8 protein-coding genes are annotated in these 15,755 nt (G+C 65.5%); 6 read left to right on the top strand and 2 right to left on the bottom strand.

Annotation, left to right across the window (positions count from 1 at the left end):
• The first annotated feature begins 9 nt into the window (after positions 1–9).
• From treS to treY, 5 genes are read left to right on the top strand one after another with little or no spacing between them, the layout of a single operon-like run.
• A complete protein-coding gene (treS, locus tag RPB_RS09475) occupies positions 10–3,312 on the top strand; it encodes a maltose alpha-D-glucosyltransferase (RefSeq protein WP_011440779.1) in 3,303 nt (1,100 codons plus the stop codon).
• Positions 3,309–5,459, top strand: a complete 2,151-nt coding sequence (gene glgB / locus RPB_RS09470) for a 1,4-alpha-glucan branching protein GlgB (RefSeq protein WP_011440778.1) — start codon at positions 3,309–3,311, stop codon at positions 5,457–5,459. The genes treS and glgB overlap by 4 nt, the downstream gene beginning before the upstream one ends.
• 2 nt (positions 5,460–5,461) lie before the next feature.
• Positions 5,462–7,537: a glycogen debranching protein GlgX gene (gene glgX, locus RPB_RS09465; protein WP_011440777.1), complete on the top strand. Its 2,076-nt coding sequence runs from the start codon at positions 5,462–5,464 to the stop codon at positions 7,535–7,537.
• The gene (gene treZ / locus RPB_RS09460) at positions 7,534–9,297 is read left to right on the top strand and encodes a malto-oligosyltrehalose trehalohydrolase (protein ID WP_011440776.1); all 1,764 of its coding nucleotides are present in this window, start codon (positions 7,534–7,536) and stop codon (positions 9,295–9,297) included. Before glgX ends, treZ begins: the two co-directional genes overlap by 4 nt.
• Positions 9,297–12,083: a malto-oligosyltrehalose synthase gene (gene treY / locus RPB_RS09455; RefSeq protein WP_011440775.1), complete on the top strand. Its 2,787-nt coding sequence runs from the start codon at positions 9,297–9,299 to the stop codon at positions 12,081–12,083. The genes treZ and treY overlap by 1 nt, the downstream gene beginning before the upstream one ends.
• Positions 12,084–12,297: 214 nt before the next feature.
• Here treY and RPB_RS09450 read toward each other — a convergent pair whose 3' ends face one another.
• Complete coding sequence (locus tag RPB_RS09450; protein ID WP_011440774.1) at positions 12,298–12,606, bottom strand: polyhydroxyalkanoic acid system family protein; 309 nt, start codon at positions 12,604–12,606, stop codon at positions 12,298–12,300.
• Between the two features lie 171 nt (positions 12,607–12,777).
• Here RPB_RS09450 and RPB_RS24080 point away from each other — a divergent pair, with 171 nt between their 5' ends.
• Positions 12,778–12,942 (top strand): DUF3309 family protein, encoded by a 165-nt coding sequence (locus RPB_RS24080; RefSeq protein WP_011440773.1) that lies wholly within the window; start codon positions 12,778–12,780, stop codon positions 12,940–12,942.
• 16 nt (positions 12,943–12,958) lie between these two features.
• Here the strand turns inward: RPB_RS24080 and ligD are convergent, their stop codons facing one another.
• A complete protein-coding gene (gene ligD / locus RPB_RS09445; RefSeq protein WP_011440772.1) occupies positions 12,959–15,703 on the bottom strand; it encodes a DNA ligase D in 2,745 nt (914 codons plus the stop codon).
• Between the last annotated feature and the right edge of the window lie 52 nt (positions 15,704–15,755).

Below are 15,755 nucleotides of genomic sequence, written 5' to 3'. Positions count from 1 at the left end.
AGCGCAACCATGAACGTGATGTCGCCGATCGACTCGACCGATTCCCGCGCCCAAGCCGACGCCACCAACGAGCTTTGGTACAAGGACGCGATCATCTACCAGCTCCACGTCAAGGCCTTCGCCGACAGCAACAATGACGGCATCGGCGACTTCGCCGGCCTCACCGAGAAGCTGGATTACCTCCAGGACCTCGGCGTCACCGCGCTGTGGCTGCTGCCGTTCTACCCCTCGCCGCAGCGCGACGACGGCTACGACATCGCCGACTACGGCTCGATCAATCCGGACTTCGGCACGATGAAGGACTTCCGCCGCTTCATCGTCGAGGCCAAGAAGCGCAATCTGCGCGTCATCACCGAACTCGTCATCAATCACACCTCCGACCAGCACGACTGGTTCAAGCGGGCGCGACGCAGCGGCAAGGGCTCCAGCGCACGCGACTGGTACGTCTGGAGCGACAGCGACCAGAAATATCAGGGCACCCGGATCATCTTCACCGACACCGAGAAGTCGAACTGGACCTGGGATCCGGAAGCCGGCCAGTACTACTGGCACCGCTTTTTCTCGCACCAGCCCGACCTCAACTTCGACAATCCGCACGTCGTCGGCGCGGTCGTCAAGGTGATGAAGCGCTGGCTCGATACCGGCGTCGACGGCTTCCGACTCGATGCGATTCCCTATCTGTGCGAGCGCGACGGCACCAACAACGAAAATCTCCCCGAGACCCACGCCGTCATCAAGACGCTGCGCGCGGAGCTCGACGCCTACGCCAAGGGCAAGGTGCTGCTGGCCGAGGCCAATCAGTGGCCGGAGGACGTGCAGGAATATTTCGGCGACAGTGACGAGTGCCACATGGCCTATCACTTCCCGCTGATGCCGCGGATCTACATGGCGATCGCCCAGGAGGATCGCTTCCCGATCACCGACATCATGCGGCAGACCCCGGAAATTCCCGCGAACTGCCAGTGGGCGATGTTCCTGCGCAACCACGACGAGCTGACGCTTGAAATGGTCACCGACGTCGAGCGCGACTATCTGTGGACCACCTACGCGGCCGATCCGCGCGCGCGCATCAACGTCGGCATTCGCCGCAGGCTCGCGCCGCTGATGGACAACGACCGCCGCAAGATCGAGCTGATGAATTCGCTGCTGCTGTCGTTTCCCGGCACGCCGATCATCTACTACGGCGACGAAATCGGGATGGGCGACAACATCTATCTCGGCGACCGCAACGGCGTGCGCACGCCGATGCAATGGTCGTCGGATCGCAACGGCGGCTTCTCGCGAGCCGATCCGGCGCGGCTCTACGCCCCGCCGATCATGGACCCGGTCTACGGCTATGCTTCGGTCAACGTCGAGGCCCAGGCGCGCAGCCTGTCGTCGCTGTTGAGCGCCACCAAGCGGCTGATCTCGGTCCGCAAATCCACCCTCGCCTTCGGGCGTGGCACGATGACCTTCATCAGGCCGGTGAACCGTTCGGTGCTGTCCTATGTCCGGCAGTACGAGGACGAGGTGATCCTCTGCGTCGCCAATCTGTCGCGCTCGGCGCAGGCCACCGAGCTCGACCTGTCGCCGTGGAAGGATCGCGTGCCGCAGGAGATGCTCGGCCGCACCAAATTTCCGGCGATCGGCGAACTGCCCTATATGATCACGCTCGCGCCCTACGGCTTCTATTGGTTCAAGCTCGAGGAGCGCGACACATCTGAGCACGTCGCGCCCGCCGCGACGGTGCCTGAGTTCGAGACCCTGGTGGTGCCGCTGGGCTCGACCTGGATGACACTGGCGCGGACCCGCGGCGTGTTCGAGCGCGACGTGCTGCCGGCCTATCTGTCGCGAACCCGATGGTTTCCGGAACGTTCGCCGCGCGCGATCCAGCCGCATTTGACCTCGGCGATCCCCTTCTCGATCACGCATGACAACCGGCCCTGGCTGACGTTCTTCGAAGCCACCGTGCGCGGCGTAAACACCCGCTACGTGCTGCCGATGCAGATCGACTGGGTCCGCTTCGATCGCGAGCGCTACAATCCGCGCGCCTTCGCGGCGGTCCGCCAGGGCGCGCGCGAAGGAACGCTGCTCGACGTCGCCGCCGACACCGAATTCACCACGCTGCTGCTCGACAATCTGCGTGAATCGCTCGTCGTCGAGAACGACGGCGACCGGCTGGAATTCAGGCCCGGCTCCCGACTCGCCGACAAGCCGGCCGGTCCCTACAACCACATTCGCGCGGTGGACACCGAGCAGTCGAACTCGACGGCGCTGGTCGACGAGAGTTACGTCGTCAAGCTGTATCGCCGGCTCGAGAGCGGCATCAATCCCGAGATCGAGATGGGCCGCTTCCTCTCCGAGGTCGCCGGCTATTCCAACACCCCGTCGTTGCTCGGCAGTGTCGAACTGGTCGAGGGCGACAAGGTCAGCGCGATCGCGGTGGTGCACGATTTCGTCGCCAATCAGGGCGACGGCTGGACCGTGACGTCCGGCTATCTCGACCGCTATGTCGACGACCAGCGACTGCTGATCAATACCGAGGAAGATAGCGCCAGCGACGAACTCGCGCCGTATCTGCGCTACATGCAGCAGACCGGCAAGCGCGTCGCCGAGATGCACATCGCCCTCGCCGGCCATCCCGAGGTCGACGATTTCGCGCCGGTCCCGATTGCGGACGACGATGCGCGGAGTTGGACCGAGGCCGTGACGGCCAACGCCGGACGCGTGCTCGACGAACTGGCGCGGAAGCGCGACGGTCTCAGGGACGCCGACAGGGCCCTGATCGACGATCTGCTGGCGCAGCGCAACGGCCTGTCGGAGGGGCTCCGTGGCCTTTTCGGCAGTGCCGGCGGCCTGAAGATCCGGCATCATGGCGACTTCCACCTCGGCCAGATGCTGATCGTCAAGGACGACATCTTCATCATCGACTTCGAAGGAGAACCGCGGCGGTCCCAGGCCGAGCGGCGGGCCAAGGCGCCGGCTGCGCGCGATGTCGCCGGACTGATCCGCTCGATCGACTATTCCACGACCGCGGCGCTGGAGCGCGCGCAGAAGGCGCTGGTGGACGAGTCCGGCAAGATCGCGGCCGCGCTCGATGTCTGGCGGACGCGCTCGACGGAGGCGTTCCTGGCTGCCTATCGCGAGACGATGGCCGACAGCCCGGTGTGGCCCGTGGATCGTGCGGCAGCCGATCAGATCCTGGACTTCTTCCTGATCGAAAAGGCGCTATACGAGATCGAATACGAACTCGCCTATCGTCCCGATTGGCTCCGCGTGCCGCTGGCTGGCATTCTTCGCATCCTGACTCGGCAGCCCGAGGAGAATTCATGACCGTCCAATTGACCGATGACGCCTATGCGGTGCTCGAAGGCCGCCACGCGGACCCGTTTCGCTATCTCGGCCCGCATCCCGAGGACGACCGCGTCGTCGTCCGGGCGCTGTTGCCGGATGCGACCGCGGTCGAGGCGGTCGGCGAGCATGGCGAGACGGCCATCCTCGAGCGGGTTCACGATGCCGGTCTGTTCGCCGGGCCGCTGCCGAACGGCTCACATCGCTATCAGCTCCGCGCCCGGTTCGGCGACACTACCGTGGATCTCGAAGATCCGTATCGCTTTCCCCCGATCCTGACCGAGTTCGATCTGTATCTGCTGGGCGAAGGCACCGATCAGCGGCTGTACGACAAGCTCGGCGCGCACCCGATGGTGCTGGAAGGCGTCAGAGGCGTCGGCTTCGTGGTGCTGGCGCCCAATGCCCGCCGCGTCAGCGTGGTCGGCGACTTCAACTTCTGGAATCCGCGCCGGCACCAGATGCGGGTGCGCGGCAACGGCTATTGGGAGCTGTTCATCCCCGGCGCCACCGCCGGCGATCACTACAAATTCGACATGACCGGGCCGAACGGCGAGACGCTGCCGCAAAAGTCCGATCCGATGGCGTTCGCCGCCGAGATGCGGCCGAAGACGGCCTCGATCGTGGTGGATCAGACCCGGCTGCCGCTGCCACGCCCGGCGCCGGACAACATCAACGCGCTCGGCGCGCCGATGTCGATCTACGAGGTGCATCTGGGCTCGTGGCGCCGCAAGGACGGCGAGCAGTGGCTGACCTATCGCGAGCTCGCCGAGCAATTGCCGGCCTATGTCCGCGACATGGGCTTCACCCATGTCGAATTTTTGCCGGTCAGCGAGCATCCGTTCGACGGCTCCTGGGGCTATCAGCCGACCGGGCTGTTTGCGCCGACCAGCCGGTTCGGCACGCCGGAGGATTTCTGCGCGCTGATCGACGCCTGCCATGAGCACGGCATCGGCGTGCTGCTCGACTGGGTCCCCGGCCACTTCCCCGACGATCCGCACGGGCTCGGCAATTTCGACGGCACCGCGCTGTACGAGCACGCCAACCCGCTGCAGGGCCGGCATCTGGACTGGGGCACGCTGATCTACAATTACGGCCGCACCGAAGTGGTGAACTTCCTGGTGTCGAACGCGCTGTTCTGGCTGGAACGCTACCGCATCGACGGGTTGCGGGTCGATGCGGTGGCCTCGATGCTGTATCTCGACTACAGCCGGCCGGCGGGCGGCTGGATCCCGAACAAGTTCGGCGGCCGCGAGAACATCGAGGCGATCGACTTCCTGCGCCGCTTCAACGCCGAGGTCTACGCCAAATTCCCGCAGGCCACCACGGCAGCCGAGGAATCCACCGCCTGGCCGCAGGTGTCGCGCCCGGTCGAGTTCGGCGGGCTCGGCTTCGGCTACAAGTGGAACATGGGCTGGATGCACGACACGCTGAACTACATCAGCAAGGATCCGATCCACCGCAAATATCACCACGGCCAGATCCTGTTCGGGCTGCACTACGCATTCTCGGAGAACTTCATCCTGCCGCTGTCGCACGACGAGGTCGTGCACGGCAAACGCTCGATCCTCGGCCGGATGCCGGGCGACGAATGGCAGCGCTTCGCCAATCTGCGCGCCTACTACGCCTTCATGTTCGCGCATCCGGGCAAGAAGCTGATGTTCATGGGCAGCGAATTCGGCCAGGAGCGGGAGTGGAATCACGATCGCTCACTCGACTGGCACCTGCTCGACACCCCGAAATACGCCGGCATCCAGGCGCTGGTCCGCGACCTCAACAGACTGTACCGGGACTTGCCGGCGCTGCATCAGCTCGATTGCGATCCGTTCGGCTTCGAATGGATCATCACCGAAGACGCCGCGCGCAACGTGTTCGCCTGGATGCGGAAGGGCAACGACACCCGGGCGCGCTGCCTGGTGATCGTGAATTTCTCCCCGAACGTCTATCAGGACTACCGCGTCCGTGTGCCCTTCCCCGGCCGCTGGCGCGAGGTGCTGAATTCCGACGCCGCGATTTACGGCGGCAGCAATGTCGGCAACGCCGGCGAGGTTCGGACTCTCGAGGGATTGGTGCCCGAGCTCAGTCTGAACATTCCGCCGCTGGCCGCGATCTTTCTGAAGCCGGAAGATTGAGCATGCGCCTTACCGCCGGAAGCTGCTCCCGTCTCGGCGCCACCTGGGACGGCCGCGGCACCAATTTCGCGCTGTTCTCGGCCAATGCCCACAAGGTCGAATTGTGCCTGTTCGACAGCCAGGGCCGCCGCGAGCTGGAGCGGATCGAGCTGCCGGAGCGCACCGAGGACGTTTGGCACGGCTATCTCAACGACGTGTCGCCCGGCCAGCTCTACGGCTACCGGGTGCACGGCCCCTACGATCCCGAGCGAGGCCATCGCTTCAACGCCCACAAGCTGCTGCTCGATCCCTATGCCAAGCGGCTGTCCGGCCGGCTGGTGTGGAGCGATGCGCACTTCGCCTATCGCGCCGGCAGCCCTCGCGAGGATCTGTCGTTCGATCGCCGCGACAACGCCCGCGGCATGCCGAAGGCGGTGGTGGTCGACGAGACCGGCGGCTTCTCGCGCCACGAGAGCCGGCCGAACATTCCCTGGGAAGACACCATCATCTACGAAGCCCACGTCAAGGGCCTGACGCAGCTGCGCGAAGACGTGCCGCCCGGCCTGCGCGGCACCTTCGGCGGGCTCGCCGCGCCGGCGATGATCGATCATTTCAAGCGTCTCGGCGTCACCGCGATCGAACTTCTTCCCGTCCACGCGCTTATCGATGATCGCGTGCTGGTCGAGAAGAAGCTGGTGAACTACTGGGGCTACAATACGATTTCGTTTTTCGCGCCGGAACCGCGCTACGCGCCGGACAATCCGCTCGACGCATTCCGCACAACCGTGGCGCGGCTGCACGACGCCGGCATCGAGGTGATCCTCGATGTCGTCTACAACCACACCGCCGAGGGCAATCATCTCGGCCCGACGCTGTCCTTCCGCGGCATCGACAACGCCTCGTATTACTGGCTGATGCCGGACAATCCGCGGTTCTACGATGATTTCACCGGCTGCGGCAGCTCGGTCAATCTCAATCATCCGCGTGTCCTGCAGATGGTGATGGACAGTCTGCGCTACTGGGTCGAGGTCTGCCACGTCGACGGCTTCCGCTTCGACCTCGCCACCACGCTGGCGCGTGGACCGAACGGTTACGAGCGCAATTCCGGGTTCTTCACCGCGCTGCGTCAGGACCCGGTGCTGGCCTCGGTGAAGCTGATCGCCGAGCCGTGGGACCTCGGCATGGGCGGCTATCAGGTCGGCGCGTTCCCGTCGCAATGGTCGGAATGGAACGACCGCTATCGCAGCGCGATGCGACGCTACTGGAGCGGCGAAGGCAGCCTGATCGGCGAAGTGTCGCGACGGATGACCGGCTCGTCCGACATCTTCAACCACGACAGCCGGATGCCGCGCGCCAGCATCAACCACGTCACCGTGCACGACGGTTTCACGCTCGCGGATCTGTTCAGCTACAACGACAAGCACAACCTCGCCAACGGCGAGGACAACCGCGACGGCTCCAACGACAATCACAGCAACAATTGCGGCCACGAGGGCCCGACCGACGATCCGACGATCGTCGCGCTGCGCCGCCAGCTCCGCAAGAACCAGTTGGCCTGTCTGTTTCTGGCCCAGGGCGTTCCGCTGATGCTCGCCGGCGACGAAGTCGGCAACTCGCAGAACGGCAACAACAACGCCTATTGCCAGGACAACGACATCGGGTGGGTCAATTGGGACGGCCTCAATCGCGAAGACGACATGGTCGATTTCGTCGGCCTGATGAGCGAGATCCGCCGCCGCTTTCCGCAGATCCGCTCGCGTCGATGGCTCGACGGCCGGCGCGCCGACGGGTCCTATGGGGTACTGTGGCTGACGCCATCGGCCACCGAGATGACGGAGCAGGATTGGGCGTTTCCGGACGGACGGTTTCTCGCCTACGTGCTGAGCCCCTCCGAGCCGGGTGCCGAAGCGATCTTCATCGTGCTCAATTCGGGCGCCGAGAAGATCCGGTTTCAGCTGCCGAAATTGCCTGAATATCAGGACTGGCACCAATTGTTCGATACGACCAAGGACAGCGTCCAGGTCGCGCCGCTACCGGCAGGCAGCGAAACGTCGGCACCGCCGCGCTCGGTGCTGGCGTTTTCCGGAGCGGGCGCATGAAGGGGCGGAGCTTCGGCCCGCGGCTGACCGAGAACGGCGCCGAATTCCGGCTGTGGGCTCCCAACGCAACGCGCGTCGACGTCGTGCTCGATCGTCCGCATGCGATGCAACGCGACAAGGACGGCTGGTTCAAGGTCGAGATCGACGGGGCGCGCGGCGGCACGCGCTATCGCTTCCGCATCGACGATACGACCGACGTTCCTGATCCCGCATCCGGCTTCCAGCCCGAGGATATTCAGGGCCCGAGCGAAGTGATCGATCATGCGGCCTATCCGTGGCGCGCCGGCGAATGGCGTGGTCGGCCGTGGCACGAGACGGTGCTGCTGGAAGCGCATGTCGGCAGCTTCACGCCGCAGGGGACGTTCCGCGCGATGATCGACCGGCTCGATCATCTGGTCGACACCGGCGTGACCGCGCTGGAGCTGATGCCGCTGGCGGATTTTCCCGGGCGCCGCAATTGGGGTTATGACGGCGTGCTGTGGTACGCACCCGACAGCGCCTATGGGCGGCCGGAGGATCTCAAGGCGCTGATCGACGCGGCGCACGAGCGCGGCCTGATGATGTTCCTCGACGTCGTCTACAATCATTTCGGCCCCGAAGGAAACTACATCGGCCAATACGCGCCGCCGTTCTTCTCGGATTCGCACACGCCGTGGGGCAACGGGATCAATTACGACGTCGAACAGGTCCGGGCCTTCGCGATCGAGAATGCCGTGTACTGGCTACGCGAATATCATTTCGACGGGTTGCGCCTCGATGCCGTGCACGCCATCCCGGATCAGGGCGAAATCCCGATGCTGCACGAACTGAGCCGGGAAGTCGGCAAGCTCGCCGCAGAGACCGGCCGCCACATCCACCTGGTGCTCGAAAACGACGACAACATCGCCGCCGTCCTCGATCCTGTCGTCGATCCCCCGCGCGGACAGTATCGCGCGCAATGGAACGACGACTATCACCACGCCTGGCACGTCGCCCTGACCGGCGAGAAGCAGGGGTACTATTCCGACTATGCAGACGCGCCGCTGAACGCCATCGCCCGCGCGCTGGGCTCGGGCTTCGTCTATCAGGGCGAGCCGTCCGGGCATCGCGGCGGTCAGCCGCGCGGCGAGCCCAGCGGCAAGCTGCCGCCGCTCGCTTTCGTCAATTTCCTGCAGAACCACGATCAGATCGGCAATCGCGCGCTCGGCGACAGGCTGGAAAGCCTGGCGAAGCCGAAGGCGGTCGAAGCCGCGCTCGCGATCACGCTGCTGGCGCCGACGATCCCGATGTTGTTCATGGGCGAGGAATGGGGATCGCAGGCGCCGTTTCCGTTCTTCTGCGATTTCCACGGCGAACTCGCCGATGCCGTCCGCCGGGGTCGACGCAAGGAATTCGCCGGCGCCTACGAGACATACGGCGACGAGGTCCCCGACCCGCTCGACGAATCGACCTTCAAGAGCGCGGTCATCGACTGGAGCGAGCGCGACGACGGCCGCGGCGCAGCGCGGCTGGCGCTCGTGAAGCGGCTGCTCGACATCCGGCGCAACACTCTCGTGCCGCGCCTGCCAGGCGCCCGCTTCGGCAATGCCGAGATCGCCGAGGACGGCCTGCTCCGCGCCCGCTGGCGGCTCGGAGACGGCGCCACGCTCAAGCTCGTCGCCAATCTGTCGGACCACGACGTCGCCTTCAAGGCACCGCCCGATGGAACTAATGTGTGGGGCGACGATTGGAACGGGATGATTCCGCCGTGGGCGGTGACCTGGCGCCTCGAAGAGTCCTGATGCCTCCCGCGATCCCGACTGCGACTTACCGTATCCAGCTCACCGCCGCTTTCGGCTTCGACGATGCGGCCGCGATCGTGCCGTATCTCAAGGCGCTCGGGATTTCGCATCTCTACGCGTCGCCCTTCACCAAGGCGCGCCGCGGATCGACCCACGGCTACGACATCGTCGATCACACCACGCTCAACCCCGAACTCGGCGGCGAAGAGGCGTTCGCGCGACTGTCCGCGGCGCTGAAGAGCCACGATATCGGCCTGATCCTCGACTTCGTCCCCAACCATGTCGGCGTTCACTTCGCCGACAATCCATGGTGGCTGGACGTTCTGGAATGGGGCCCGGCATCGCCGCATGCCGCCTCGTTCGACATCGACTGGGAGATGCTGCCGTTCCGCAACCGCGGCGGGGTGTTGCTGCCGATCATCGGAACCTCCTACGGCAAGGCGCTGGAGAGCGGCGAGATCGGGCTACGCTACGACGCCGGCGACGGCAGTTTCTCGGCTTGGTACTTCGAACACCGGTTGCCGATCGCGCCGCAGCGCTACAGCGAGATCCTGCGTACGATCGTACGCGAGGCCGATGCCACCGATCATCCCGCCGGCAAGGCGATCCTCGCGCTCGCCGCGCGCTATCGCGGATTGCGCCACCCGGATCGCAAGGAAGCGCCGGACTTCAAGGCGGCGCTGAAGGCTGTTCCGGGCAGCGCCGACCTGATCGACAAGGGCCTCGCCGCCTATCGGGCCGGCGAAGGCCGCAATACGCAGATTCAGGCGCTGCACAATCTGCTCGAACGCCAGCACTACAAGCTCGGCCATTGGCAACTCGCCGCGAGCGAGATCAACTATCGCCGCTTCTTCGACGTCAACACCCTCGCCGGCTTGCGCGTCGAGGACGCCGGCACGTTCGAGGGGATCCACACGCTGGTGAAGCGGCTGATCGCCAACGGTCAGCTACAGGGCCTGCGGCTCGACCACATCGACGGCCTGCGCGACCCTGCGCAATATTTCCAGCGCCTGCGCCGGCTCACCCGCGAGGCGCAGGGGCCTGCCGCGCCGCCGCTCTACATGGTGATCGAGAAGATCCTCGGCGACGGCGAGCCGTTGCGGCGCTTCGCCGGTGTCCACGGCACCACCGGCTACGAATGGCTGAATGTCATCACCCAGGCGCTGGTCGACGGCGCAGGCCTGCAGCCGCTCGACGAGGTCTGGCGGCAGGTGAGCAACACCTCGCCGGATTTTCCGCCGGTGCTGATGCGCGCCAAGCGCCGCGTGCTGGAGACGCTGCTGCTCAGCGAATTCACCGTGCTGACGCGGCTGCTGGCCCGGATCGCCAGCGGGCACTATTCGACGCGCGATTTCTCCGCCGACAATCTGCGGCAGGTGTTCGAACTCTACGTGCTGCACTTCCCGGTGTATCGCACCTATATCAGCGGGTCCGGCCCGAACGGACCCGATCGCGAACTGATCGCCCAGACCATCGAGAAGGCGCGCGCCGACTGGTTCGGCGCGGACGACGGCATTTTCGACTTCCTGCAGGACGCGCTGACGATGGACCTGCTGAAGGGCCGGGCCGCGCACAGCAAGCCGCGGGTGCGCCGCTTCGCGCTCAAGGTCCAGCAATTCACCGGGCCGACCATGGCGAAGTCGCTAGAGGACACCGCCTTCTATCGCTACCATCGCCTGCTCGCGCTCAACGAGGTCGGCGGCGAACCCGCCGCGCACGCGCTGGCGCCGGATGCCTTCCATCAGCTGATGACGCAGCGGGCGCAGGACTGGCCGCACGGCATGACCGCGACCATGACCCACGACGCCAAGCGCGGCGAAGACGCGCGGACGCGGCTGCTGGCGCTGGCGGAGATGCCGGGCGAATGGGCCAGCCTGGTCGCCAAATGGAAGCTGCTGAACGCGGCCCATCTGGTGACGGACGGCGCGATGCGGGCCCCGTCGGCGACGTTCGAATACATGCTGTATCAGGGCCTGCTCGGCGCCTGGCCGCTCGAACCCGACGCCGACTTCACCGACCGGATTCAGGGCTACGCGCTGAAGGCCGCGCGCGAAGGCAAAGAAGAGACCAACTGGATCAACCCGAACCTCGCTTATGAGGAAGGCATCCGCATCTTCGTCGACCGCATTCTCGACCCCGCCCAGTCCGGCGCGTTCCTCGACTCGCTGCAGCGCGCGTCCGAGCGCGTCTCCGTGATCGGCGCGCTGAATTCGCTGAGCCAGGTCACGCTGAAGACGATGATGCCCGGCGTCCCTGATTTGTATCAGGGCACGGAGTTCTGGGACTTCTCTCTGGTCGATCCCGACAATCGCCGCCCGGTCGATTTTGCCGCCCGCGAAAAGGCGCTCGCAGCGCTTGCCGAGCCGGACTGGGACGCGCTGCTGCGCAACTGGAGCGACGGCCGCGTCAAGCTGGCCTGGACCCGGCAGTTGCTCGCGATCCGCAACGAACTCCGCAGCGTGTTCACCGACGGGGATTATCGGCCGCTCGCGATCTCGGGTCCGCATCGCGACCATGCGATCGCTTTCGCCCGCACCCGCGGCGCTCAGGCCGTGATCGTGGTAGTTGGAAAGAACTTCGCACCGCTGTCGGACAACGGCCGGCGATGGCCGCGCGGCGACGCGTTCGACGCCACAGTGGATGTTTCCGGATTCACCGTCGAAGGCACGACCGGAAGCGACGTGAAGCTCTCCGAGCTGTTTCGCAATCTGCCGGTCGCGGTCCGTCAGGCGCGCCTGAGCAATCTCGCCGGCCCGGCTCGGCCACGCCGAAAGACAAGCGCCTGAATCGCGGTCGCGGGGAGACTACAGAGCAAAGCCGTCCGGGATCTCGCGCCGGACGGCTTGGCGGATCTCGTGCCGATTGGTCATCGGTTCCCTCCTCCGCTTCGCGATGATTTCAGCCAGCGGTTACGCGAGCCTTAAGACGCAGATGCAAAAGATTCGATGACTTGCTTGTTGCGTAGCAACACGCATCCCTGTCGCGATGCGGCGATACGCGTTACTTCTTCTCAAGCAGCAAGTGTCCGCGCTTGCGGATCGTCTGCTGGGCGACGTCGGCGAATTTCTGCAGCAGCCATGGTAATCGCACTTCCAGCAGAACGTGATCGTCGGCGATATCGACGTGGCCGGCCGCGACCTGGCCCAGCGCGCGCACTCTGAAAATCATACGGTCGCCCTGCCAGATCTCCTCGTCGAGCTTCAGCATAGGCACGCTGACCGCCGCCTGGCCCAACCCGCTCTTCAGACGGCGCGCGGCTTCGTCACGTCCCAGCCGATGAGGTATCGATACGACAAGCGGAGCTGACATCCGTACTTCCTTCCGTCATCGGGGTGTTGCGTCGATCGGTATTTAGGGCGCTCCACCGGAAATAACAGGGCATGCGGCCGGTTCAATCTATGGAACCTTCACTCTCGCCGCGTGTTTCCGCTCTGACAGAGGCGGAGCATTCGGGCGACCCGTCGCGACAAGGAGAGCGAGATGTCTATCGGCACAATCATACTGATTATTCTGATCATTGCCCTGCTGGGCGGTTTCAGCGGCATCGGCGGCGGACCGTTCTACGGCACCGGCTATTATGGCGGCGGCGGCCTCGGCCTGATCATCATCATTCTGGTGATCCTGCTCCTGCTCGGCAAGATCTGATCCCTCTGCGACGCCTTCAAGCCCCGCTGGATGCGAGCGCCTCGAGCGCCGCCCTCAGCGGGGCCGCTGATTCGTCGTAGTCCGCCCACGCCTTGGTCTTGCGAAGCAGGGCCGGCACCGTACCCAGCGTGAACCGCTTCGGATCGAGGCCCGCTTTGACCTGACTCCAGGTCACCGGCATCGATACAGTGGCTCCCTCGCGCGCCCGGGGGGACAGCGCCGCGACCGCCGTCGACATCCGGTCGTTGCGCAGGTAGTCGAGGAAGATCTTTCCCTTGCGCTGCTGCTTCGACATGTTGAGCAGATAACGCTCAGGACTGTCGTCGGCCATCTGCGCGCACACCGTCTGCGCGAATATCTTGGCCTGCTTCCAGTCGACGTCGTCCTTCGGCTGCAGCGGCACCACGACGTGCAGTCCCTTACCGCCGGTGGTCTTGCAGAACGTCGACAGTCCGATCGTCTCCAGTCGGTCTTTCATTTCGCGTGCCGCGGCGACCACGTCGTCGAAGCCGACATCCGGGGCGGGATCGAGATCGAACACGAGCCGCCCTGGTACGTCGTAGGCGCCGGGCGCGCAGTTCCACGGATGCAGTTCGAGGCCGCCGATCTGCGCCACCGCGATCAGCCCTTCGACACGATCGATCTGGACATAGGGCTTGCGGTCACCGGAGACCTTCGCGAGGTCGATCAGGTTCGACATCCCGGGCATCGCATGGCGCTGGAAGAAATGCTCGCCGTCGATGCCGTCGGGCGCCCGCACGATCGAGCACGGCCGCCCTTTGATGTGCGCGATCAGCCAGTCGCCGACCGCTTCGTAGTAATGTGCGAGGTCGAGCTTGGTGATCGCCTCGCTGATCTCGCTCGCCGGCCACAGCACCTTGTCCGGCTTGGAGATCGAGATTCCCATCACCTCGGCGCGGCTGGCGGCGGACGCGACTTTCCGCACAGCCGGGGCTGCTTTCGTCCCGCGCTTCGGCTTCGGCCGCGCGATCCCGACCTGGGCAGGCTTCTCCGCCACGACTTCGTCCGCCGGCTTGTCGGCGCGCAGCCCCTTGAACGCCGCCTGCCGCACCATGCCGGCGCCGGTGAAGCCGGCGAATTCGATCTCGGCGACCAGGTCCGGTGTCACCCAATTCACGTCGCTGGTCTTGCGCGGCGCGTTTTCGCCCGCGAACGGATTGTCCTTTGATGCGCGCGCCTTCAACTCGGGCAGGATGCGCTTCACCACGTCCTGGCCGAATCCGGTGCCGACCAGGCCGACGTAAGCCAAATGATGATTCCCCGCGCGATCGTCGCTCTGCACGCCGACCATCAGCGACCGGAATTTGCCGGCCGTCGTTTTCCAGCCGCCGATCACCACCTCGTGCCCGGCACGGCACTTCGCCTTGGTCCAGTTGTCGCTGCGGCCGGAGCGATACGGCGCGTCCAGCTTCTTGGAGACGATGCCTTCGAGCGACAGCTTGCAGGCCGATTGCAGGATGGCATCGCCGCCGGTCTCGAAGTGCTCGACATAGCGGATCAGGCCTTCCTTGCGACGTCCGCGCGCGGCTTTGAGCAGATCTTGCAGGCGCTGCTTGCGCTCGGACAGCGGCAAAGACCGTAGATCCTCACCGTCGGCATAGAGCAGATCGAACGCAAAGCAGATCAGCTTGTCGCTGTCGCCGTCCGACAGCGCCGCCTGCAACGCCGCGAAGTCGGGATGGCCGTGATGATCGAGCGCGACGATCTCGGTGTCGATGATCGCATCCGGCAGGCCCGCAGCCTCGTCGGCGATCGCCCGAAATTTCGCGGTCCAGTCGAGCCCCTTGCGGGTCCTGAGCGCAGCCTCGCCGTGCGCGATGCGCAACTGCATCCGATAGCCGTCGAACTTGATCTCGTGGCGCCAGCCGTCGCTGCCGGGCGGACGCTCGACCGAAGTGCAGAGCTGCGGCGGGATGAAGTCCGGCATTGCGGCGACCTTCACCGGCTTGCGCGTGGCCCTCGACGTCGTCTTCGTTGTGCGGGACTTCGCTGCGGCCTTCTTCGGCGCCTTCTTCGCCGCGGCGCGCTTGGGTCTCGCCGCCTTTCCGGCGTCGTCGGCCGCGCGCGCGTCCGCGGCCAGCCCCTTGTTCGAGTCCCACACCGCGTCGGCCTTCACCCGCGCCACCTTGCCTGTCATGAACGGCTTCGGCGCCCGCCCCTTGCCTTCGGCGATCTGCTTCATGGTCCGGCCCGACGCCACCGAGCGATCCTCGTCGAGAATGTCGTTGGCCTTGCCCTCGCGGGCGTCGTCGTCGCGATGCTTGATCAGCAGCCAGTTGGTCCGCTTGCCGCCGTTGCGGTCGTGGCGCATCCGCACCAGCACCCAGCTGCCGTGCACCTTCTCGCCGTCGAGCGTGAATTTCAGATCGCCGGTCTTGAACCCCCGCTCGGGATCATCGCAGTCCCAATAGCCGCGGTCCCAGAGTTGCACCGTGCCGCCGCCGTACTGGCCCTTGGGAATGGTGCCTTCGAAGTCGCCGTAGTCGAGCGGGTGGTCCTCGACCTCGACCGCGAGCCGCTTGTCGCGTGGATCGAGCGATGGGCCGCGCGTCACCGCCCAGGACTTGAACACGCCGTCATATTCGAGCCGCAGGTCGTAGTGCAGCCGCGTCGCGTCGTGCTTCTGAATTACGAAGCGCCGCCGCTTCGACGGCACGACCTCGGCATCGCCGCGCGGCTCGGCGGTCTGTTCGAAGTCGCGCTTGTTGCGATACAGGGTGAGGGTCTTGCTGGCCGCCATGGTCGTCTCCGCCTCGCAGCGCTCGTGCGCATGTCGCCGAGCACCGGAACCA

Origin of the sequence: Rhodopseudomonas palustris HaA2 (assembly GCF_000013365.1) — a bacterium.
GTDB lineage: Bacteria > Pseudomonadota > Alphaproteobacteria > Rhizobiales > Xanthobacteraceae > Rhodopseudomonas > Rhodopseudomonas palustris_J.
Note: the sequence above shows the minus strand (reverse complement) of the source record. Positions and strands in the feature narration are given on the sequence as shown.

Bases quoted from the DNA above. Each gene is read 5' to 3' on its own strand.
- treS (WP_011440779.1), top strand. From the start codon at position 10: ATGAACGTGATGTCGCCGATCGACTCGACCGATTCCCGCGCCCAAGCC.
- glgB (WP_011440778.1), top strand. From the start codon at position 3,309: ATGACCGTCCAATTGACCGATGACGCCTATGCGGTGCTCGAAGGCCGC.
- glgX (WP_011440777.1), top strand. From the start codon at position 5,462: ATGCGCCTTACCGCCGGAAGCTGCTCCCGTCTCGGCGCCACCTGGGAC.
- treZ (WP_011440776.1), top strand. From the start codon at position 7,534: ATGAAGGGGCGGAGCTTCGGCCCGCGGCTGACCGAGAACGGCGCCGAA.
- treY (WP_011440775.1), top strand. From the start codon at position 9,297: ATGCCTCCCGCGATCCCGACTGCGACTTACCGTATCCAGCTCACCGCC.
- RPB_RS09450 (WP_011440774.1), bottom strand. From the start codon at position 12,606: ATGTCAGCTCCGCTTGTCGTATCGATACCTCATCGGCTGGGACGTGAC.
- RPB_RS24080 (WP_011440773.1), top strand. From the start codon at position 12,778: ATGTCTATCGGCACAATCATACTGATTATTCTGATCATTGCCCTGCTG.
- ligD (WP_011440772.1), bottom strand. From the start codon at position 15,703: ATGGCGGCCAGCAAGACCCTCACCCTGTATCGCAACAAGCGCGACTTC.